Genomic DNA, 22,135 nt, shown 5'->3' with positions numbered 1-22,135 from the left:
GCCCCGACAGGGCGGGTACCACTCACCCCACAGACACCAACCACGAAGAAAGGCCAGAACATGGCACGCACCCCCCTCATCGCCGGCAACTGGAAGATGAACCTCAACCACCTGGAGGCGATCAGCGTCGTCCAGAAACTCGCCTTCGCCCTGCCGAAGGACTACTACGACAAGGTCGATGTCGCACTGACCGTCCCGTTCACCGACATCCGCTCCGTCCAGACCCTCGTCGACGGTGACAAGCTCCAGATCACCTACGGTGCCCAGGACGTCTCCCGCCACGAATCCGGTGCCTACACCGGAGAGGTCTCCGCCGAGATGCTCGCCAAGCTCGGCTGCTCCTGGGTCGTCGTCGGGCACTCGGAGCGCCGCGAGTACCACGGGGAGTCCGACGAACTCGTCGCCGCCAAGGCCGCCGCCGCCCTGAAGCACGGCGTCAGCCCGATCGTCTGCGTCGGCGAGCCCCTCGAGGTCCGTGAAGCCGGCGAACACGTCGACTACGTCGTCGCCCAGACCCGCGCCTCCCTCGCCGGGCTGGACGCCGAACAGCTCGCGAACACCGTCGTCGCCTACGAACCGGTCTGGGCCATCGGCACCGGGAAGGTCGCGTCGGCCGACGACGCCCAGGAGGTGTGTGCCGCCATCCGCGCGACCGTCCGCGAACTCGCCGACGAGAAGATCGCCGACGGCATGCGTATCCTCTACGGCGGTTCGGTCAAGGCCGACTCCGTCGCCGAGATCGTCGGCAAGCCCGACGTCGACGGCGGACTGGTCGGTGGGGCCTCGCTCAACGGCGAGGACTTCGCGAAGCTCGTCGCCAACGCCGCCGGCCCCCGGGCCTGATTCCCGTCCAGTGCCCGCCGTCCTCGCCGTGATCGCCGACAGCACCGCTGTCCCGGCCCCGTCGAGGTGACGGCGGGCACCGGTCTGCGCGCACCGGGGCCGGGGAGGAACAGGACCGGACACCGGATCCATCCGCCAATCGAAAAGGAAGTACACAGTGCCTGAACAACTTCGCGAGGACATCCGGCATCTCGGACGCATCCTCGGAAACGTCATCCGCCAGCAGGAGGGTGACGACATCTTCGATCTGGTCGAAGGTGCCCGCAGAGCATCCTTCGGTGTCGCCAAGGGCCAGCAGACCCTCGACGATCTGGTCGGTATGTTCCGGGACCGGGACACATTCACGATGATCAAGGTCGTGCGGGCGTTCTCCCATTTCGCGCTCCTGGTCAACCTCGTGGAGGACCTCAACGACGAGACCACCCGGCAGGCGATCCTCGACGGCGGTGCACCGGCACCCGACTCCACTCTCGAGGCGACGTGGGTCAAACTTGAAGCGGCGGGCATCAGCGCCGAAGCAGTGGCGGAAGCCATCGCCATGGCTGAGGTCGCCCCCGTTCTCACGGCACACCCGACCGAAACCCGCCGCCGCACCGTGTTCGATGTCCAGAAGCACATCACCGCACTGATGCAGGAGCGTCACGACATCGCTTCACGACCACCCAGCAAACGCACGGCGGCACGTACCGAGGAGATCGACAGGGGTATCCAACGCCAGATCACCATCCTGTGGCAGACGGCCCTGATCCGCGTGGTTCGTCCCCGGATCGAGGATGAGATCGAGGTCGGACTGCGCTACTACAAGCTGAGCCTGCTCCGTCAGATCCCCGCGATCAACCACGATGTCCGGACCGAACTGCAGAACCGGTACGGTGACGTGGTCCCCGCCACCGCCGTCGTCAGACCGGGATCCTGGATCGGTGGGGACCACGACGGAAACCCCTACGTGAAGGCGGAGACGGTCCGCTACGCGACGAACCGCGCAGCCCACACGGTCCTGAAGTTCTACGCGTCCCAACTGCACAAACTCGAGCACGAACTGTCACTGTCGGACAGACTGTCCGAGGTGAGCCGAGAACTCGTCGAGCTCGCGGACCGCGGACACAACGATGTCCCGAGCCGGGTGGATGAGCCGTACCGTCGGGCCGTTCACGGTGTCCGGGGGCGGATCGCCGCAACCCAGGCCGAACTGATCGGCCCGGAGTCCGTCGAGGGAACCTGGTACGAGTGCCATGAACCCTATCCGGGGCCGGGCGAATTCGCCGCCGACCTCGACATCATCGACGCCGCCCTGCGGGAATCCTACGACGGCCTGATCGCGGACGATCGACTCGGACGGATCAGGTCAGCGGTCGCCAGTTTCGGTTTCCACCTCTACTCCCTGGATCTGCGCCAGAACTCCGAGTCCTTCGAGAACGTCCTCACCGAGGTCTTCGCGCACGCCGGGGTCACAGAGGATTACCGGGCGCTCGACGAGGACGCGAAAAGAAGGCTCCTCGTCGGTGAGCTCAGCTCACCACGCCCACTGGTCCCCCCGCACCCGCAGAACTTCAGCGAGGAGACCCGACGGGAGCTGGAGATCATCGCGGCCGCCGCCGAGGCCGTCGACAAGTTCGGTGAACGGATGGTGCCCCACTGCATCATCTCGATGGCCCAGTCGGTCTCCGACATCCTCGAACCGATGGTGCTGCTCAAGGAATACGGTCTCATCCGTGTCGAGGACGGTGCGCCGTCCGGATCAGTCGACATCATCCCGTTGTTCGAGACCATCGAGGATCTCCAGGCCGGGGCATCGATCCTCCGGGACATCTGGAAGGTCCCGGTCTACCGTTCCTACGTGACGCGACGCGGTGAGATCCAGGAGGTGATGCTGGGCTACTCGGACTCGAACAAGGACGGCGGTTACTTCGCCGCGAACTGGGCGCTCTACGACGCGGAACTCGACATCGTCGAGGCGTGCCGGGAGAACGGTATCCGACTCCGGTTCTTCCACGGTAGGGGAGGCACCGTCGGGCGCGGGGGCGGGCCGAGCTATGACGCGATTCTCGCGCAACCGGAGGGTGCGGTGGCGGGCTCGGTCCGCATCACCGAGCAGGGCGAGATCATCTCCGCGAAGTACGGTCATCCGACAACCGCGAGACGCAACCTGGAGGCGCTGGTCTCGGCGACACTGGAGGCTTCACTCCTGCCGGTCGCCGATCTGGAGAACCCGGAACGGGCGCACGAGATCATGCGGCAGATCGCCGAGGCCTCCCGCCGGAAGTACGCGACACTCGTTCACGAGGACCCCGGCTTCATCGAGTACTTCACCACGTCGACTCCGCTCCAGGAGATCGGCGCACTGAACATCGGCTCGCGGCCCTCGGCGAGGAAGCAGACCTCCTCCATCGATGATCTGCGGGCGATCCCGTGGGTACTGGCGTGGTCGCAGTCACGGGCGATGATTCCCGGGTGGTTCGGTGTCGGTACGGCGCTCCGCGACTGGATCGGCGATGATCCGGACCGTCTGACGGAACTCCGAGAGCTCTACAGGGACTGGCCGTTCTTCACGTCCGTCATGTCCAACATGGCGCAGGTCATGGCGAAAGCGGAGATGCCGCTCATGGAGCTCTACTCGTCGCTGGTAGGGGACCGTGACGTGGCCGACCGTATCTCCGGGGCCATCGCCGAGGAATACCGGCTCACCACGGACATGTTCCTCACCGTCACCGGTGCCGACCGCCTGCTCGCGGACAACCCGACCCTCGAACGGTCGGTCCGCAGCCGGTATCCCTACCTGCTCCCGCTGAACGTGATCCAGCTCGAGCTGCTGCGTCGGTATCGATCCGGGGATACCGACGCCGGCGTGCCCGACGGTATCCAGCTGACCATGAACGGTCTGGCGACGGCGTTGCGCAACTCCGGATAGTCCCGGCCGCGCAGTGCATCGGTGTCCTCGTCGACCTCGGGTCGCTGATGCGCTGTGTCGGGTCCGTCGTGGCCACCGTGGACGTGTATGGTGGTATGCGACAGCCGTTGACCCGGTGAGATGAACAAGAGGTCACGACAGCGGTGCTCTCCCGGGAGGGCGGGCACCGGACAAGACAGACGCATTATCCACAATTAAAGGATCCACGTTTCCATGGTGCTTACCCTTCAGATCGTTCTCTTCCTGGCCTGCCTCGGCATGACCATGTTCGTGCTGCTGCACAAGGGCAAGGGGGGCGGCCTCTCGAGTCTGTTCGGTGGCGGTGTGCAGTCGAACCTCTCGGGTTCCACCGTCGTCGAGAAGAATCTCGACCGGGTGACCATCATCTGCGCGATCATCTGGATCGTCTGTATCGTGGGGCTGAACCTGATCCACGCCTACGTCGGCTAGATTTCACCGCGGTTCCGGCACCTGGTCCCGGTCCCCGTCACGGCGACCATATCGTCACCGGTGGCCCGGTCATCCAGCGCCTCGCCCCGGCAGACCCGGTGGCCGGGGCGGTACATGCGCAGGCAGGACGGGTGGACCGTCGCGCGGACGGCCGGTCCACCCGTCCACCGCTTAACCCCGTCACGGAAACAGTCGTGACGGGGTTTCGTCGTTTTCCCCGTGCGGACCGCACGGGGAGGGGGACCGGTCAGTGACGGGGAGCGGCCGCCGCATCGTCGAGGAAGAGGACGGTCTCGGATCGTCCCCGGGCACCTGCGGCGGGCCAGGCTTCCGGGTCGGCGCCGTCGATGACGGCCCGGGCGGCCTCAGCTTTCTCGGCACCTGACACGAGCAGCCACACCCGTTCCGCCGACCGTACCGCCGGGAGTGTGAGTGTGACCCGTTCCGCCGGTGGTTTCGGGGAATCCGTTACCGCGGTGACGGGATCACGGGTTTCCCGTACCGCGGGAGTGTGGGGGAACATCGAGTTGATGTGGCCTTCGCCGCCCATCCCGAGGAGATGGAGGTCGAACCCCTTCGGGGCGAAGGACTCCAGTGCGCGTGTGACCCTCGACACCGCGGCCTCGAGGTCGCCGGAGCCGAGACCGTAGCCGTGGATGTTGGCGTCGGCGATGTCCACGTGGTCCAGAAGCACCGCGCGGGCCTGGCCCTCGTTCGACTCGGGGTGTGTGACATCGACGTTGCGCTCGTCACCGAAGAAGACGTGCACCCTCGACCAGTCGATGTGCACGACGGGGAAGTCCTCGCCCATGGTGCGGGCGGTGTTGTCGAACTCCGCGAGTTTCCTCAGGAGGCCGATTCCCGCGCCACCGCCGGTCAGGACGATGCGTGCGACACCGTCGCCGTGAAGGCCCCCGGTGGCTTGCACGGCGGCTATCGTCCGGGTCATCCGGGCGGCGGCTTCGTCGATGAGTGCGTTGAGGTCTCTCACACGTGTGATGTCAACCATGGTCCGCTCCTTTCCGGGGATCAGTCAGTGAACGCGTCGACGTAGCGGACACGGTTCAACCCGCGCAGTGCACGCGCGTAGGCGAGGTCGGGATCGAGGTGCCGGAGTTCCTCGGCGAGACAGTCCGCCTGGCTCCGACGACCGAGGGCGACGAGCCCGTAGTGGGCACCGTCGACGGAGACGGACAGTGTCTCAGCGTCACGGACCTCCACGGTGATCGTCGAGCGGCTCCTGAAGAGGACCACCCGGGTGACCGCTATGCATTCACGTCCCGCGTCGTCGACCGGTACAGCGTCCTGGCCGGTCGACTGGCGGACGATGTTGACGCCGAAGCGGTCGGCGAGCCAGCCGGCGGCGAGGTCGACGCTGGGGGAGTCCGCCGGTCCGTGGATCTCGGCGTCCAGGATGCCCTCGTGAGGGGGCTGATCGAGGGTCGAGGCCACCACACCGCGCCATTGCGTGATACGGGACCACGCCATGTCGGAATCTCCCGGCCGGTAGTGGTTCCGGCGCCGGTAGATCGAATCCTCCGGGGGATCGTAGAGGGCGTCGGTGATGCGGCGGGCCGCGATACGTCCGATGGGGTCATCCGAGGGATTCACGGGGGCCGTGCCCGGCCACCAGGCGACGATGGGGGTGTCCGGGAGAAGGAGCGGGGTCACGACGGCCTCGACGTGGTCGGCTACCTCACCGTTGAGCCGGATGAGGATGATCTCGGAGGCGCCGGCGTCACCGCCGATGCGGATCTCGGCGTCGACGGAGGATTTCTCCGCCGAGGAGTCACCGATCACCATGACGAGAACCCGGGAAGGATGTTCACGGGAGGCGTCGTTGGTGGCACCGATGAGGGCCTCGATGTCGTCGTCGGCATCGGCGACGACGATGAGTGTGAGGACCCGGCCCGTGGTGACCTGCGCACCCCATTCACGGATGGACACGAGTTCAGCGGCGATCGCCCGGGTGTCGGTGTCGGGCATTGTGATGATCATGGGGGCCTTTCAACGTGGAACGGCGGGAGAACCGCCGGGAGCTGTGGAGCAGGTGCGGAGCGGGGCGTCGGATCAGGGTCGTCGCCAGGTACGGTCCTCGCGGGCGAGCATCCTGTCCGCCGAGGTCGGCCCCCAGGTTCCGGCCTCGTAGTCCTCGGGTCGTCCGCGCTGCGCCCAGTACTCGAGCACGGGGTCGAGGATCTGCCAGGACAGTTCGACCTCCTCGTTGGTGGGGAAGAGGCTTGATTCGTCGAGCAGCGCATCCAGAATGAGCCGTTCGTAAGCCTCGGGTGACTCCTCGGTGAACGCCTCCGAGTAGGAGAAGTCCATGTTCACGTCGCGGACCTCCATGGTGGATCCGGGGACCTTCGAACCGAAACGCATGAGGACACCCTCGTCCGGTTGGACGCGGATCACCACCGCATTCTGTCCGAGTGCGGAGGTCATGACATCACCGAACGGCAGATGCGGCGCGGGTTTGAAGATCAGTGCGATCTCCGTGACCCGGCGTCCCAGTCGTTTACCCGTCCGGAGGTAGAAGGGGACACCGGCCCAGCGGCGGGAGTTGATCTCGAGTGTGCAGGCCGCGTAGGTCTCGGTGTTGGAGTCATCGGAGAAGCCCTCCTCCTCCCGGAGCCCCGGTACCCGGGTCGATCCCTGCCATCCGGCCGTGTACTGCCCCCGTGCCGTGGTCTTGGCGAGCGGGTAGACGGGTGCGGTCGCACGGAGCACCTTGATCTTCTCGGCCTGGAGTTCCGCGGGCGTGAAGCTCACCGGTTCCTCCATCGCGGTGAGCGCGAGGAGCTGGAGCAGGTGGTTCTGGATGACGTCCCGTGCGGCTCCGATGCCGTCGTAGTAGCCGGCACGGCCGTCGAGTCCGATGTCCTCGGCCATGGTGATCTGCACGTGGTCGATGTAGTGGCTGTTCCACAGGGGATCGAACAGCTGGTTGGCGAAGCGGAGCGCCATGATGTTCTGGACGGTCTCCTTGCCGAGGTAGTGGTCGATCCGGAAGACGGAATCTTCGGGAAAGACGGCGTTGACGACCCGGTTGAGCTCACGGGCGGATTCCTGGTCGTGGCCGAAGGGTTTCTCGATGATGACCCTGCGCCAGGAGTTCTCGGGGGCTTCCGCCATACCGGAACGTTTCAGCTGATGGCAGACGTCGGAGAAATACTCCGGCGGTACGGACAGGTAGAACCCCCAGTTACCGGCGGTACCCCGGGTCCTGTCGAGCTCCGCGAGTTTCGCGCCGAGATTGTCGAAGGCCGTGTCGTCGCGGAACGTCCCGCTCACGAACTCCATGCCCTCCGCGAGCCGTTCCCAGACACTGGAACGCACCTCGGTCCTGGCACCGGCGACGACGGCGTCGTGGACGTATTCCTCGAAGTCCTTCTTCGTCCATTCGCGGCGGCCGTAGCCGACCAGTGCGAACCCCGCGGGGAGCAGTCCGCGGTTGGCGAGGTCGTAGATCGCGGGAAGGAGTTTCTTGCGCGCGAGGTCACCGGTCACCCCGAAGATCACCATTCCGCACGGCCCGGCGATACGGGGCAGGCGCTTGTCCTGGCTGTCGCGGAGCGGATTGAACCAGGGGGCGTTGTCGGGAAGACCGGTCAGGGTATTGCTCACGGTGATGTCTGCCTGCTTTGTCTGTGATCGGGCGTCCACCCGCCGGACCGCAGGGGCCGGCGGGTGGACACGGGTGGTGGAAGGGGAGGACGCTCGGATCAGAGGCGTTGACGCATGGAGTCGAGGAGCTCGTTCCAGCTCTTCTCGAACTTTTCCACGCCCTCGCGCTCGAGGACCGCGAACACGTCGTCGAGATCGACCCCGACAGCTTCGACGGCGGCGAGCACCTCCCTGGCTTCGCCGGCGCGGTCGGTGAGGGTGTCACCGTGGAGACCGCCCTCCGCGAGGACAGCGTCGATCGTGGGCTCCGGCATGGTGTTCACCGTCTGCGGCCCCGCGATCTCGGTCACGTACAGGGTCGCCGGGTAGTCGGGGTTCTTCACTCCCGTCGAGGCCCACAGCGGACGCTGCACGGTCGCTCCCTCCGGCAGCTCGCCGTTGTCCGCGAAGGACGTACGGAAGAGATCGTAGGCGAGCCGGGTGTTCGCGACACCCGCCTTACCACGCAGTGCGAGCGCGGCCTCGGTGCCGATCTCCTCGAGACGCCGGTCGACCTCCACGTCGAGACGTGAGACGAAGAAGGACGCGACGGACTGGATGCCCGCGACATCGAGTCCCTTTTCAGCGGCGGCACGGATGCCTTCCTTGTAGGCGTCGATGACCCGGCTGTACCGGTCACAGGAGAAGATCAGGGTCACGTTGACGCTGATGCCCTCGGAGAGTGCTCGGGTGATGGCGGGAAGCGAACCGAGCGTCGCCGGGATCTTGATGAGCAGGTTCGGACGGTCGACCCTCTTCCACAGCTCACGGGCCTGGACGAGCGTTGCCTCCGCGTCATCGGAGATCCTCGGATCAACCTCGATGGAGACGCGTCCGTCGACGCCGCCGGTCCGTTCGAAGGTGTCCCGGAATATGTCGCACGCCCGGCGGACATCGTCGACCGCCATCGCGTACACGGCCGTGTCGGCGTCCGCGCCCTCGGACCTGAGGACCTCGATCTGCTCGTCGTAGGCTGTTCCGGAGGTCATCGCGGCCGCGAAGATGGCGGGGTTCGTGGTCACCCCGACGATGGACTTCGTCGTCAGCAGTTCCTCCAGGTTCCCGCTGTCAATGCGGTCACGGGAGAGATCGTCGAGCCAGGTGGCGGTACCGATCCCGGCGAGTTCATCGATGTGTGTCATGGTGGCGGCTCCTAGTGCAGGCGGGGGACTCAGTATCCCCTCGTATCCGAGAAACGAGGGTAGTCGGCTTTTCAGCCGGGTGCAGCTCCGCGGAATCCCCGACGAGAGTGTTCCGGGCCACCACCGGCCAGGAGGGTACGGCGCGAGGTGGCCCGGAACGGGAACGACGGGAGAATCAGCGGGCGGCGGACATGGACGCCCGGGCGGCGTCGACGACCGCGTCAACCGTGATCCCGAACTCCTCGAACAGCTTCTCGCAGGGGGCGGACGCGCCGAAGTGCTCCAGGGAAACCGGGCGGCCGGCGGTGCCGAGCCAGCGGTACCACGGCATCGCTATACCCGCCTCGACGGAGACACGGGCGGTGACCGCCGCGGGGAGGACGGATTCGATGTACCCGGCGTCCTGCTCCTCGAACCAGTCCATGCACGGGACGGAGACGACGCGGGCGGAGACGCCGTCCTTCTCGAGGACCGAGGCCGCCTCGACGGCGAGCTGCACCTCGGAGCCGGAACCCATGAGGATCACGTCCGGGGTGGGCTTGGAACCCTCGACCAGGACGTAGGCGCCACGGGAGACCCCCTCGTCGGCCTTCTCCGCGGTCCCCTCGAGAACCGGGACATTCTGGCGGGTGAGCGCGAGGCCCTTCGGTCCCTCCCGGTAGAGCAGGGAGTACTTCCACGCCGCCGCGGTCTCGTTCGCGTCCGCGGGCCGGAGCATCGAGAAGCCGGGGATGGCGCGGAGGCTGGCCAGCTGCTCGACCGGCTGGTGGGTCGGACCGTCCTCGCCGAGCCCGATGGAGTCATGGGTCCAGACGTAGTAGGCGTCGGTGCCCATCAGCGCGGCGAGGCGAACCGCGGGGCGCATGTAGTCCGAGAAGATCAGGAAGGTGCCGCCGTAGGGGCGGGTGCCGCCGTGCAGGGCGATGCCGTTCATGATCGAGCCCATCGCGTGCTCGCGGATCCCGAAGTGCAGGTTCCTGCCGTAGGGGTCCGTGGTCCACGTGTCGGTCGTGATGTGCTCGGGGCCGAAGGACGGTGCGCCCTTGATGACGGTGTTGTTCGAGCCGGCGAGGTCGGCGGAACCTCCCCAGAGCTCGGGAAGGGTGGCACCGAGGGCCTGGAGAACGGCCTCTGAGGCCTTGCGGGTGGCCACGCCCTTGGCGTCCGCCTCCCAGGTCGGCAGACCGTCGGCCCAGCCCTCCGGGAGCTCACGGGCCGCGAGCCGGTCGAACAGTTCCCTGCGCTCCGGGTTGTTCTCGGCCCAGGCGTCGAACTTCGCGGTCCACGCTTCGGTCTTCCGGGCGGCGCGGTCACCGAGGGAGCGGGTGTGGGCGAGAACCTCGTCGTCGATGTGGAAGGAGACCCCGGGGTCGAAGCCGAGAACCTTCTTGGTGGCGGCCACCTCGTCGTCGCCGAGTGCCGCGCCGTGGACCGCGCCGGTGTTCATCATGTTCGGGGCCGGGTAACCGATGATCGTGCGGACCCGGATGAAGGACGGTCGGGAGGTGTCGGCCTTGGCCTTCTCGATGGCGGCCTCGAGCGCCACGATGTCCTCACCGGACTCGACCTCGAGGGTCTGCCAGCCGTAGGCGGCGTAGCGGGCGACGGTGTCCTCCGTGAAGGCGATCCGTGTGTCCTCCTCGATGGAGATGCGGTTGTCGTCCCAGAACACGATCAGGTTCCCCAGTGCCTGGGTTCCCGCGAGGGAACTGGCCTCGGCGGTGACGCCCTCCTCGATGTCACCGTCGGAGGCGATGCAGTAGATGAAGTGGTCGAAGGGCGATTCACCGGCGGGGGCGTCCGGGTCGAAAAGACCACGTTCACGGCGGGCCGCCATGGCCATACCGACGGCGGAGGCGAGCCCCTGGCCGAGTGGGCCGGTGGTGATCTCGACACCGTCGGTGTGGCGGTACTCCGGATGACCCGGTGTCTTGGCCCCCCAGGTACGGAGCGCTTCAAGGTCACCCATCTCGAGACCGAACCCGCCGAGGAAGAGCTGGATGTACTGGGTCAGTGAAGAGTGCCCGCAGGAGAGGACGAAACGGTCCCGGCCCGCCCAGGTCGGCTGAGCGGGATCGATGTCCATCGTGCGCTGGAAGAGCGTGTACGCGAGGGGAGCGAGGCTCATCGCGGTACCCGGATGCCCCGAACCGCAGTTCTGCACCGCATCGGCCGCCAGGATCCGGGCCGTGTCGACGGCACGTGTGTCGAGGTCGGTCCAGCTCTCCGGGTAATTGCGGCGGGTGGGTTCCTTCAGTTCATCGGGCAGGCTCACGGTCTGGGTCCTCGTTTCGTTCGGATGGCCAGCAACTGGCGGGATCATCAGCCACGGGACGGGTGCCCGTGGCATCACGTCACCAGCTTAACGGCTCGGCGCTCCTCGTGCTCCGAGGGTGGTGCCCGGTGGTGCCGCCCCACACGGCTGACCGTGGTCGGGTGGTGATTCCGTATCGTCCCGGTGGCCCGTCCCCGGAGTCGTCGGAGGGGGAGCGTGTGGCGGCTGACTGTGATGCGGGGTCGAAGACAGTTAAGATCGACCGGGTGTGTACCCTCTACTTATTGTCGAGGGTACGACGCCATGTCAGTGGTGGTCCGTTTCCCGTACGTGTCCGTTCCCGGTGCTGCGGTGGACGGATCCGGTTGAGCGGTCATCATCCCCGACGGAACACACCCCGAAGCCCACGACCCACTGACGCTTCGACCCGACATCTGCTGGAGGAATGGTCCTTGGAGACGATAAAGGCGTACCTTGCGCTGACGAAACCAAGAGTCATCGAGCTGCTTCTGGTCGCGACGATTCCCGCGATGCTCCAGGCGGACCGGGGTGAGAACCATGTCGGACTGATTCTGCTGACCGTCATCGGCGGGTGGATGGGTGCCGCCGCCGCCAACACCTTCAACATGGTCGCGGACAGTGACATAGACAAGGTCATGAAGCGGACGGAACGCCGACCGCTGGCGAAGATGGTGGTCACGAACCGGAACGCGACCGTCTTCGCCTGGACACTCACCGTGGTCAGCTTCCTCTGGCTCTGGTTGTTGTGTTCGTCCCTGCTCGCGGCACTGTTCGTCATGGCGACAATCGCCTTCTACATCTTCGTCTACACGAAATGGCTGAAGCGGCGGACCCCGCAGAACGTCGTCTGGGGTGGTGCGGCGGGCTGCATGCCCGTCGTCGTCGGGTGGGCGGTCATCACCGACAATCTGCCGGCCGGGGTTCCCCCGCAGTGGTGGCAGGCGATAGTCCTGTTCCTGATCATCTTCTTCTGGACGCCTCCGCACACGTGGGCTCTGGCCATGCGGTACAAGGAGGACTACCGGGCCGCCGGAGTCCCGATGATGCCGGTTGTCCGCACCGAGATTCAGGTGACCAGGCAGATCGTGCTCTACACCTGGGCGACGGTCCTCACGACACTTCTCCTCGTCCCCGCGGCGGGGTTCATCTACGCGGCCGTCGCCGTTCTGGCGGGGGTCTGGTTCATCGTCATGTCGCACCTGCTGCACCGTGGCGTACGCCACGGTGCCGAGGTCAAACCGCTGAAACTGTTCATTCTCTCGAACAACTATCTCGCGGCGGTGTTCGTGGCCCTGTCCCTCGACGCGTTCTTCGGCCTGGAGACCATCGGCCACATGCTAGGGATGTCGACGACGTTCTTCTGATCACCGGAGGCGACACGGGCTCGCCGGGTCAGAGTTCCAGGACGATGGATCCGGTCGTCTTCCTGGACTCCAGTTCACGGTGGGCTGCGGCGGCGTCCTCCAGCTTGTGCACCGACCCCACGCGTACATTCAGCCGACCCTCGACGATCGCCTGGGTCACGGCCTGCGCCCGCATCACGAACTCTCCCTCCCGCGCCGTCCACGCGCCGAGGGAAGGACGGGTGAGGAAGAGGGAACCGTGGGTGTTCAGCAGTTGGGGATCGATCGGTTCGACGGCACCGGAGGCGGCACCGAACAGGCACACCGTTCCCCGGGGTCGCACCACCCGGAGGGACTGGTTGAAGGTGGTTCTCCCGACACCGTCGTAGACGACGTCGACACCGTGACCGCCGTTCGCCTGACGGACCTGGTCCGCGAGACGGTCGGAGTAACGGAAGACCTCCGTCGCGCCGGCGAGCCTGGCGAGTTCCTCCTTCTCGTCGGTGGAGACCACCGAATAGACCGTGGCCCCCCGCGCTGCCGCCATCTGCGTCGCGAGCAGACCGACACCGCCGGCGCCTGCGGTGAGCAGGCAGCTGTCGCCCTCGCGCAGAGAGTAGACGCCGTCGGTGAGGTAGTGCGCGGTGATTCCCTGGAGCAGCATCGACGCGGCGGTGTGCGGATCGACCTCGCGGGGAACCGCGACCAGCCGGTCACGCGGTACGACGGCGTACTCCGCGTAGGACCCGAATGCATCGCACCAGGCGACCAGGGTTCCCTCCGCGATCTCCCCACGAGGATCCTCGACGATCCTGCCCGTCCCCTCCAGACCCGGAATGAACGGCGTTTCGGCTGCGTAGACACCTTCCCTGAAGTAGGTGTCTATGTAGTTGACGCCGGCGACGTCGACGGCGACGAGAACCTGGTCCTCGTTCGGCGTGGGGCGGGGGACCTCGGCAGGTTCCAGTACCTCAGGACCGCCGTGACTGGATATCCGGATAGCTCGCATAGGTCGATCTTAACGTGCTGGCCCGGTACGGTGCCGTGAATCGCTCCGTGCGTCAGGCGTGCGACCCACCGGAGGCGCGGGAGCTGATCCGTTCACGCCGCAGATCGTCGCCGGCGGCTGATCCGGTGAGCCAGGTGTGCCCGTTGACACGGTCCCGCCCGTGGGCGAAGAGGAGACCGGTGATCGCGACGACCGTCCCGGAGAGGGCCACGTGCACCGGAACCGTCCACCGGGGAACACCGAAGTTGAATTGGATGATGCCGATCGCGGCCTGGACGATGATGAAGGCGATGAGGATCCATCCGATCCGTCTCGCCCTGCGTGCGGCGCCGATGGTGACCAGCGCCATGACGAGGCCGACGGTGAGGCCCAGGTAGAGGTACATGAAGTGGGCGTGGATGTTGGCGATGGCGGCGAGGTCCACGTCCAGCCGTCCCTCCATGCCGACGCCGGTGTCACCAGAGTGCACCCCTGCGCCGGTGACCATCGTGCCCGTCCCGAGGACGATGGCGAGGCTCGCCGCGGAGAGGACGGCGAGGTGGCGCAACGGCCCCGGGTAGGTCGCCACCGGGGTTCCGTCGTCAGGTTCGGCGATGCGGACCCAGAGAATGGCGGCGAGCCAGATCAGGAGCATCGAGGGCAGGAAGTGCATGGCGACGGACCACCACCTGAGCTCCAGATGGACGGAGATGCCACCGAGGATCGCCTGGACGATGACCCCGAGGCCCTGAATGAATGAGAGGACGAGGATCTCCCGTCTGCGGGAGGCCCGCAGCACGGCGATGAAGACGAGGAGGGCTGCCGCCGCGACGACGAACGTCAGGAGCCGGTTGCCGTACTCGATCGCCTGATGCACCCAGGGTGCGGCCCCGGCGACGGGGACGAGGGACCCGGGCTGGCAGTTCGGCCAGGTGACGCATCCGAGGCCGGAGCCGGTGACACGGACGATCGATCCGGTGACCGTGATCCCCGCCTGACAGACGAGGAGAACCATCGCCAGACGGCGTTGGATCCGGATCCCGGGACCGTCGCTGAGGGCACGGAACCACCGGAGCGGGTGGGTGAACAGGGAAGGACTGGGGCTGGTTCTCACGCCCCCGATCCTATCCTGCCGGGTCGTTCCCGCCGGAACGCGGTCGGTGCGTCATGCGGTGAACTTGAACACCTTCACCGTGACCGTCCCCGCGATGGCGGCCCAGATCCCGAGGACGAGGAGTTCTACACTGGGGAACCCCGCCGACAGGGCCGTCGTCAACCCCTGGGTCAGGGCGACGGACGGTATGAGTACGGTCCAGTCCGCCCACTCGCCGATGGTTTCGGCCCGGATCTGCACATAGGACGCCATACCGATCAGCAGGAACCAGATGAGGTTCGCCAGGGCGAGAACGATCTCGGAGCTGAGGGTCCCGCCCATCAGGAGCCCCAGTGCCGTGAATGCGGCCACGCCGACGATCAGTGTGAGAGCGGCGAGCGGCAACTGTACGGGGTCCGGTCGCCAGCCCAGGATCAGTGCGGTGACGCAGAGCAGTGTCGTCTGGACGGATGAGACCGCGAGAACACCGAGGACCTTGCCGCCGATGATGACCCAGCGCGGAACCCCCGACGCGCCGATGCGTTTCAACGCCCCGTAGCGGCGGTCGAAGGCCACCGCGATCGCCTGGCCGGTGAACCCGGCCGACACGGCTGAGATCGCGAGCGTGAGGGGGAGTACGACGGACACGGGATCATCGACGTCGAGGAGCGGCATCAGAGACAGTGCGATCAGTGAGCCGAGCGGAATCACCAGGCTCAGCAACTGCTGTTCACCGTGGCGGAGGAACAACCGGGCCTCGATCAGCGCCTGGGCGAGAAGCATGTCCGCCGCGCCGGCCCGTTGCGGATCCGGAGCGAAGGTGCCCGGCCGGAAACGTGGGGGGACACCGTCTCGGGCGGTGGATTTCTCTGAACTCACTGTCAGCTCCTCATTTCACGTCCGGTGATGTCCAGGAAGACATCCTCGAGACTCCTGTGGTCGATGCCCAGCCCACGGATGAGAACCTCCTGGTCCGCTGCGGCCCGGGCGATCGCGGCGATGAGATCCGGTGTCGGACGCGCCCGGACGCGGTAGGAGAGGGGACGCGTCGCCGTGAGTGCCACCCCCTCCGGATATCCACCGTCGACCAATGACGCGGTGAAACGACCCGCATCGAGCTGCGCCGAGGTGTCGACCCGGATCTGGGCGGCACCGGCGCCTGTCAGCGCGGTGAGTTCGCCCGGACTGCCTTCGGCGACCTTCACCCCCCGGTCGATGATCATGACGTGGTCGGCGAGTGCCTCCGCCTCGTCCATGAGATGCGTGGTCAGCACGACTGTCACACCGTCGCGTCTCAGGGAATTGACCAGTTCCCAGACCGCGAGGCGGGACTGTGTGTCCATCCCCGCGGTCGGCTCGTCGAGGAAAACCAGTTCAGGCCTGCCGACGAGGGCACAGGCGAGCGAGAGACGTTGCTGCTGTCCACCGGAGAGCCTCCGGTAGGAGGTACGGGAGTGTCGCGACAGACCGACGAGTTCGAGCAGCCAGGACGGATCGAGTGGTCGGGCGCTGTAGGAGGCCGTCAGTTCCAGCATCTCGCCGACCCGGATACCCGGGTAGGCGCCGCCGCCCTGGAGCATGACACCGATCCTCCGGCGGACGGCATCGGCGTCGGTGACGGGATCGAGGCCGAGCACACGGACCTCACCGGCCGATGGCTCGGAGAACCCCTCACACATCTCGATGGTCGTGGTCTTCCCGGCACCGTTGGGGCCGAGTAGAGCGAAGACCGTCCCGCGTTCAACCCGCAGGTCGAGGTGATCGACGGCACAGACGTCGCCAAAATTCCGCGTCAGTCCGCGGGTCTCGAGGGCCGCGTCTGCGGCGGCTCCACTCGTCCGTGGACGCGCTCGGTCTGTCTCAGTCACGACGGCCAGTCTATGACACGCGGGTGCCAGCGCCGCACAGCCCACCACAGGAACACCATCACGGCGGTGGTCGACAACGCGGTCGACAGGTAGATTCCCGCCACGGTACCGGGGGGCAGGGGGAGTCCACGGGGCAGGACGAGGAAACAGACCACGGCGGAGTAGGCGGTGGCGGAAACCCGGAACAACGGTCTGTTCGCCCATGCCGCGAGCGGCAGAATCGCCCACAGCATGTACCAGGGCTGCACCACCGGAAACAGCAGGACGAGAACGAAGGTGGATATGCCCAACCCACCGACCGCATGGATCGTCCCCCGGTGGACGGCGATGAGCATGCGGATCATGAACAGTCCCGCGACCGTCACCCCGATGCCCCTGGTGACGGTCAGCATGGCCGCGGTCTGGTCCCCGAGACCGGACACCATGCCGATGCCACCGGCGATCACCCCGAGGGCGGTTGTGGCCGACATCCAGGAACGGACGGTCACGGCACCGCCCTGACCGGTGACCCACCCGAGTCCTATACCGGTGACCGCGGTGACCGCCAGCACCGAGACAATCATCACCAGCGCCTGAATGAAGCCACAGAGGACGACACTCCCCACCGGATGCCCGACCTTCGTGTCCAGGGCCCGCGCGAGAGCCATGCCCGTGAATCCGAGTGCGATGAACCCGGTCATCTTGACCATTCCACCGCCGGAGATCAGCACCCCGGAAAGGAGGAACAGGAGCCATCCGCGCAACCGGTCCCGGCCCGACGCCGACGTGATCCCGTCGACGCCCCGGAACCCGGTTTCGAGCCCCACCAGAAGCAGGCCCAGGAGGACCGACTCATTGTGGATTCCGCCGACCAGGTGGAGAAGTGTCAGTGGATTGAGGACACCGAGCCAGACGGCCGCCTGAACACTCACCCCGCACCGGACCGCGAGTCTGCTGAGTGCCCAGCCCGCGGCGATGATCCCGAGGATCGCCGCAAGTCTGTGGAGGTAGACGCCGAGGGACACCGACTCTCCCGCGACGAGATAGACGGCCGCCGAGATGCCACTGGCCACGGGCCCGTACGGTGAAGGGGAGTGGGACCAGATCAGCGGGACCGAACGGGCGAGGGGATTGTCCGGCCCGAGGAGGTCGACGGGCCCCGCGCTGTAGGGGTCGAGCCCTCTCGCCGTGATGGCCCCCTGCGCCAGATACGAGTAGATGTCCTGGGTGAACATCGGGGCGCTCAGTGCGATGGGTGTCATCCAGGCGGCGAGGGTCCGGTACAGCTGCCCGGTGCTGACCCGGTCCCGCCGACGACGGTCCTGGAGGCCCGCACCCACGTACGGGGCCATCAGCACCCATGCGATGACGAGAAGTGCGACCCCCGTCAGCGCGACGGTGGAGGACGTCTGCAACATCCTTTGCATGATCGAACCGCCGGGAAAGGAACGGTAGACGTTGTCGGTCACCGGCAGGGCGCCGGATCCGAGCGCACCGAAACTCAGCATCAGCGCTCCGACCGTACCGGTCCACCGGAGCAGCGCGAACCTCAGGGGGAGCACCGATTCGCCCGGGGACAGGTGCCGCTCGTCCCGGTCTCCCGCATCGGCCCTGTGGAGTGACGCCGACCGGGACCCCGAAGTACCCAGCCGGGGCAGTTCGCCGGTGAGGGCGCGGAGGATCACCGTTCGACGGGAGGGGGCTTCTGACACACCGGCATTCTAACCGTGACGGGGGACGGAAGAAGCTCCGTGGGGCGGGGAATGGAACGCCGTTTCCCGTCGAGGGGGTGGTTTATCTGTTTTCGGAGCACCCCCGTCCGTTGTCGTGGGGTCGGACGGGGCCGGGGTTCGGGGGAGACCGGGCAATGGTCAACACACTCGGCCGGCCCACCGGGGCCGGAGTGCGGGGAGTGGCGGCGGAAACCGGTTTTCGTGCCGTGTCTGCGCCGGTTGGACAACGGGAATGAATTACGGAACACTTGTGTTGTCTAATGACGGGTGGCGGATATCCCCCGCCGCCGAAGGACGTATCCGGACCGTCCGATGTCCACCGCAACCGTCGTACCGCGCACGTCCGTGCGTGGTCGGGGTGTGGAGGGCTGCGGTGTCCGGCGAAATGAGACAACGGACGAAAGAGCAGGAGGTGACAACGGTGACGACAGCGCGACAGGGTCGGCCCGGGTCCCGTCCGACCTCTTCCCCTGTTTCTCCGGCGGATTCGTTCCGTCCCCGGGACGGTGACACCCGCCGCGCGATCCTGCGGACACTTCTCGAACAGGCCCCGGTGAGTGCATCGGACATCGGCACGCGTCTGGGTTTCTCCGCGGCGGGCGTACGTCGTCATCTGGACATTCTGGTTGAAGACGATCTGGTCGAGGTCACCCGACCCACCGGTCGTGGTCGTGGACGTGGTCGACCGGCGAAGACGTTCCGGTTGACTGACCGTGGACGCGCCACCTTCGGCCACGACTATGATTCTCTTGCCGCGTCGGCACTCCGCGCTCTGCGGGAGACCGGCGGCGAGGAGGCTGTCCGGGCTTTCGCCCGGCGGCGTATCTCGACCATCGTCGACGGGATCCCGCCCGCCGACGACGACCAGTCCGTTCCCGCGACAGCCCACGCGGTTGCGGACGCCTTCTCGGCCCACGGTTACGCCGCCACGGTGCACCACGCCGGTGGAGGGGTGCAGATCTGTCAGCACCACTGTCCGGTCTCCCAGGTCGCCTCGGAGTTCCCCGAGCTCTGCGAAGCGGAGCACGAGGCGATCTCCAGGTTGCTCGGAAACCACGTGCAACCTCTGGCGTCCATCGCCGAGGGACACGGCATCTGCACCACCAATGTTCCTGTAGGGCAGCTCACTTTGACCCCCATACCCCACACTCCTGATGAAAGGAGAGGCTAAATGACCCAGGCCCAAGAAAAGCCGGTTGTCGACGCCCCCCGCACCGATGAGGAGATCATCGACTCAATCGGCGCGTACAACTACGGTTGGCATGACCCGGATGTCGCCGGCGCGGCCGCGAAGCGCGGACTGAGCGCCGAGGTCGTCGCGGACATCTCCGGTAAGAAGAGCGAACCCGAGTGGATGCTCAGGAACCGGCAGAAGGCACTCGACATCTTCGAGCGTAAGCCGATGCCGGCCTGGGGAGCGGACCTCTCCGGAATCGACTTCGACAACATCAAGTACTTCGTGCGTTCCACCGAGAAGCAGGCGACCACATGGGATGACCTGCCCGCGGACATCAAGGAGACCTACGACAAGCTGGGAATTCCGGAGGCCGAGAAGCAGCGTCTCGTCGCGGGTGTCGCCGCGCAGTACGAATCCGAGGTCGTCTACCACCAGATCCGCGAGGATCTGGAGGAGCAGGGCGTCATCTTCCTCGACACCGACACCGCGTTGCGGGAGCACGAGGATCTGTTCCGCGAGTACTTCGGCACCGTGATTCCGGCGGGCGACAACAAGTTCGCGGCACTCAACACGGCGGTCTGGTCCGGTGGGTCCTTCATCTACGTTCCCAAGGGCGTCCACGTCGACATTCCGCTCCAGGCGTACTTCCGGATCAACACCGAGAACATGGGACAGTTCGAGCGGACGCTCATCATCGTCGACGAGGACGCCTACGTCCACTACGTCGAGGGCTGCACCGCGCCGATCTACAAGTCGGACTCCCTGCACTCCGCGGTCGTCGAGATCATCGTGAAGAAGGGCGGCCGCTGCCGCTACACGACCATCCAGAACTGGTCGAACAACGTCTACAACCTCGTCACCAAGCGCACCAAGTGCGAAGAGGGTGCCACGATGGAGTGGGTCGACGGCAACATCGGCTCCAAGGTGACCATGAAGTACCCGGCCGTCTGGATGACCGGCCCGCACGCCAAGGGCGAGGTGCTGTCCGTGGCTTTCGCCGGCGAGGGACAGTTCCAGGACACCGGTGCGAAGATGGTCCACATGGCGCCGCACACGTCCTCCAACATCGTCAGCAAGTCCGTCGCCAGGTCCGGCGGTCGGGCCGCCTACCGGGGCCTCGTGCAGATCAACGCCAACGCACACCATTCGACGTCCAACGTCGAATGTGACGCGCTCCTGGTGGATAACATCTCCAGGTCGGACACCTACCCGTACAACGACATCCGCAACGACCATGTGTCGCTGGGCCATGAGGCGACGGTGTCACAGGTCTCCGAGGACCAGCTCTTCTACCTGATGAGTCGTGGAGTCGCCGAGGACGAGGCCATGGCCATGATCGTCCGTGGTTTCGTCGAACCCATCGCGAAGGAACTCCCGATGGAGTACGCGCTCGAACTCAACCGACTGATTGAACTCCAGATGGAAGGATCGGTGGGCTAAAACCGATGACCGAGACAACAGTGGAACGCGTCAAGAACGCCACCTATCACGACACAAAGGGCGACCTCTTCACCTCCTTCAACGTCGATGACTTCGACGTTCCCCGTGGCCGCGACGAGGTCTGGCGTTTCACCCCGCTCCGTCGACTGAGGGGACTTCACGACGGCACCTTCCCGGAGGCGACGATCCCGGACGTCTCCGTCGACGTTCCCGGGTCGGCGTCGGGTGTCACGGTCGAGAAGGTGGGGCGTGACGACGACCGGATCGGCAACGCCGGGGCACCCGTCGACCGTGTCGGTGCCCAGGCGTGGACCTCCATGGAGGAGGCCACCCTCGTGACCTTCGCCAAGAACTCCTCGAACACCGAACCGGTCACCGTCACGGTCACCGGCAGAGACGACGGAGTCACCTCCTTCACGGACGTCAGCATCGTCGTGGAGGACGGTGCCGAGGCCATCGTCAACATCCGCTACACCGGTGACGGGACCCATGCCGACAACCACGAGTACATCGTGGGGGACAACGCCCGGCTCACGGTTGTCGTCCACGTCGACTGGGACGACACCGCGGTCCATCTCGGCAACCAGCGGGCGAAGATGGGCCGCGACGCCGTACTGCGCCACAATGTCGCCTGTTTCGGTGGCGGCGTCGTGCGACTCATTCCGAGCGTGAAGTTCACCGCGCCCGGCGGCGACGCCGAACTCCTCGGTGTCTACTTCGCCGACGACGGCCAGTTCTTCGAACAGCGGCTGCTCGTCGACCACGCTGAGCCGAACTGCCGGTCCAACGTGCTGTACAAGGGTGCACTCCAGGCGGACCCGGCATCCGATCTGCCGGACGCACGCACCGCCTGGGTCGGCGATGTCCTGATCCGCGCGAACGCGCAGGGAACCGACACCTATGAGACCAACCGGAATCTGGTCCTCACCGAGGGGGCACGTGCCGACGCGGTCCCCAACCTGGAGATCGAGACCGGCGAGATCGCCGGTGCGGGCCACGCGGCAACTGTCGGACGTTTCGACGACGAGCAGCTCTTCTACCTGCTCTCCCGGGGGATTGACCCCAATCAGGCACGGCGCCTGATCGTCCGCGGTTTCTTCTCCGAGGTCATCGGACGGATCCCGGTCAAGGCCGTCCGCGATCAGCTCGAGGAACAGATCGCCGAAGAGCTCGAGGAGACCCGGCTCTGACACTCCCTCCCCGGACACA

Annotated in this window: 17 protein-coding genes; 7 read left to right on the top strand and 10 right to left on the bottom strand. The window is 66.3% G+C overall.

Features of this window, described 5'->3' with window-relative positions:
• The first annotated feature begins 60 nt into the window (after nucleotides 1-60).
• From tpiA to secG, 3 genes are all read left to right on the top strand, one after another.
• Nucleotides 61-843 (top strand): triose-phosphate isomerase, encoded by a 783-nt coding sequence (gene tpiA, locus JIM94_RS04110; RefSeq protein ID WP_200254981.1) that lies wholly within the window; start codon nucleotides 61-63, stop codon nucleotides 841-843.
• Nucleotides 844-1,000: 157 nt separating this feature from the next.
• Nucleotides 1,001-3,751 (top strand): phosphoenolpyruvate carboxylase, encoded by a 2,751-nt coding sequence (gene ppc / locus JIM94_RS04105; RefSeq protein WP_200254979.1) that lies wholly within the window; start codon nucleotides 1,001-1,003, stop codon nucleotides 3,749-3,751.
• Between the two features lie 213 nt (nucleotides 3,752-3,964).
• Nucleotides 3,965-4,201 (top strand): preprotein translocase subunit SecG, encoded by a 237-nt coding sequence (gene secG / locus JIM94_RS04100; RefSeq protein WP_198735961.1) that lies wholly within the window; start codon nucleotides 3,965-3,967, stop codon nucleotides 4,199-4,201.
• 247 nt (nucleotides 4,202-4,448) lie between these two features.
• Here secG and pgl read toward each other — a convergent pair whose 3' ends face one another.
• The 5 genes from pgl to tkt all read right to left on the bottom strand — a co-directional run bounded on the left by pgl (nucleotide 4,449) and on the right by tkt (nucleotide 11,284).
• Nucleotides 4,449-5,210, bottom strand: coding sequence for a 6-phosphogluconolactonase (pgl, locus tag JIM94_RS04095; protein ID WP_200254977.1), 762 nt, complete (start codon nucleotides 5,208-5,210; stop codon nucleotides 4,449-4,451).
• Between the two features lie 20 nt (nucleotides 5,211-5,230).
• Complete coding sequence (locus JIM94_RS04090) at nucleotides 5,231-6,199, bottom strand: glucose-6-phosphate dehydrogenase assembly protein OpcA (protein ID WP_200254974.1); 969 nt, start codon at nucleotides 6,197-6,199, stop codon at nucleotides 5,231-5,233.
• Nucleotides 6,200-6,271: 72 nt separating this feature from the next.
• On the bottom strand, nucleotides 6,272-7,828 hold the full coding sequence (zwf, locus tag JIM94_RS04085) for a glucose-6-phosphate dehydrogenase (RefSeq protein WP_248085664.1): 1,557 nt from the start codon (nucleotides 7,826-7,828) through the stop codon (nucleotides 6,272-6,274).
• 98 nt (nucleotides 7,829-7,926) lie between these two features.
• Nucleotides 7,927-9,009: a transaldolase gene (gene tal / locus JIM94_RS04080; protein ID WP_200254969.1), complete on the bottom strand. Its 1,083-nt coding sequence runs from the start codon at nucleotides 9,007-9,009 to the stop codon at nucleotides 7,927-7,929.
• 175 nt (nucleotides 9,010-9,184) lie between these two features.
• On the bottom strand, nucleotides 9,185-11,284 hold the full coding sequence (gene tkt, locus JIM94_RS04075) for a transketolase (RefSeq protein WP_248167253.1): 2,100 nt from the start codon (nucleotides 11,282-11,284) through the stop codon (nucleotides 9,185-9,187).
• A gap of 452 nt (nucleotides 11,285-11,736) precedes the next feature.
• On the opposite strand from tkt, the gene JIM94_RS04070 reads away from it, so the two are divergent.
• A complete protein-coding gene (locus JIM94_RS04070; RefSeq protein WP_200254967.1) occupies nucleotides 11,737-12,669 on the top strand; it encodes a heme o synthase in 933 nt (310 codons plus the stop codon).
• 28 nt (nucleotides 12,670-12,697) lie between these two features.
• Here the strand turns inward: JIM94_RS04070 and JIM94_RS04065 are convergent, their stop codons facing one another.
• The 5 genes from JIM94_RS04065 to mptB all read right to left on the bottom strand — a co-directional run bounded on the left by JIM94_RS04065 (nucleotide 12,698) and on the right by mptB (nucleotide 18,288).
• A complete protein-coding gene (locus JIM94_RS04065) occupies nucleotides 12,698-13,657 on the bottom strand; it encodes a quinone oxidoreductase family protein (RefSeq protein WP_200254965.1) in 960 nt (319 codons plus the stop codon).
• 52 nt (nucleotides 13,658-13,709) lie between these two features.
• Nucleotides 13,710-14,651, bottom strand: coding sequence for a COX15/CtaA family protein (locus JIM94_RS04060; RefSeq protein WP_200255169.1), 942 nt, complete (start codon nucleotides 14,649-14,651; stop codon nucleotides 13,710-13,712).
• Nucleotides 14,652-14,801: 150 nt separating this feature from the next.
• Nucleotides 14,802-15,512 (bottom strand): ABC transporter permease, encoded by a 711-nt coding sequence (locus JIM94_RS04055; RefSeq protein ID WP_200255167.1) that lies wholly within the window; start codon nucleotides 15,510-15,512, stop codon nucleotides 14,802-14,804.
• A 98-nt stretch (nucleotides 15,513-15,610) separates the two neighbouring features.
• A complete protein-coding gene (locus JIM94_RS04050) occupies nucleotides 15,611-16,597 on the bottom strand; it encodes an ABC transporter ATP-binding protein (protein ID WP_410170825.1) in 987 nt (328 codons plus the stop codon).
• Nucleotides 16,594-18,288, bottom strand: coding sequence for a polyprenol phosphomannose-dependent alpha 1,6 mannosyltransferase MptB (mptB, locus tag JIM94_RS04045; protein ID WP_248085673.1), 1,695 nt, complete (start codon nucleotides 18,286-18,288; stop codon nucleotides 16,594-16,596). Before mptB ends, JIM94_RS04050 begins: the two co-directional genes overlap by 4 nt.
• A gap of 406 nt (nucleotides 18,289-18,694) precedes the next feature.
• On the opposite strand from mptB, the gene JIM94_RS04040 reads away from it, so the two are divergent.
• Genes JIM94_RS04040 through sufD form a run of 3 tightly spaced genes read left to right on the top strand, consistent with a single transcriptional unit; the run spans nucleotide 18,695 to nucleotide 22,116 of the window.
• Entirely contained in the window at nucleotides 18,695-19,480 is a 786-nt protein-coding gene (locus JIM94_RS04040) for a helix-turn-helix transcriptional regulator (protein WP_200255161.1), read from the top strand.
• On the top strand, nucleotides 19,481-20,926 hold the full coding sequence (gene sufB, locus JIM94_RS04035) for a Fe-S cluster assembly protein SufB (RefSeq protein ID WP_200254963.1): 1,446 nt from the start codon (nucleotides 19,481-19,483) through the stop codon (nucleotides 20,924-20,926). It abuts the gene before it with no gap.
• 5 nt (nucleotides 20,927-20,931) lie between these two features.
• Nucleotides 20,932-22,116, top strand: a complete 1,185-nt coding sequence (sufD, locus tag JIM94_RS04030; RefSeq protein ID WP_200254961.1) for a Fe-S cluster assembly protein SufD — start codon at nucleotides 20,932-20,934, stop codon at nucleotides 22,114-22,116.
• The last annotated feature ends 19 nt before the right edge of the window (nucleotides 22,117-22,135 follow it).

Source organism: Corynebacterium pygosceleis (assembly GCF_016595275.2).
Classification (GTDB): domain Bacteria; phylum Actinomycetota; class Actinomycetes; order Mycobacteriales; family Mycobacteriaceae; genus Corynebacterium; species Corynebacterium pygosceleis.
This window is presented reverse-complemented; position numbering and strand designations above follow the sequence as displayed.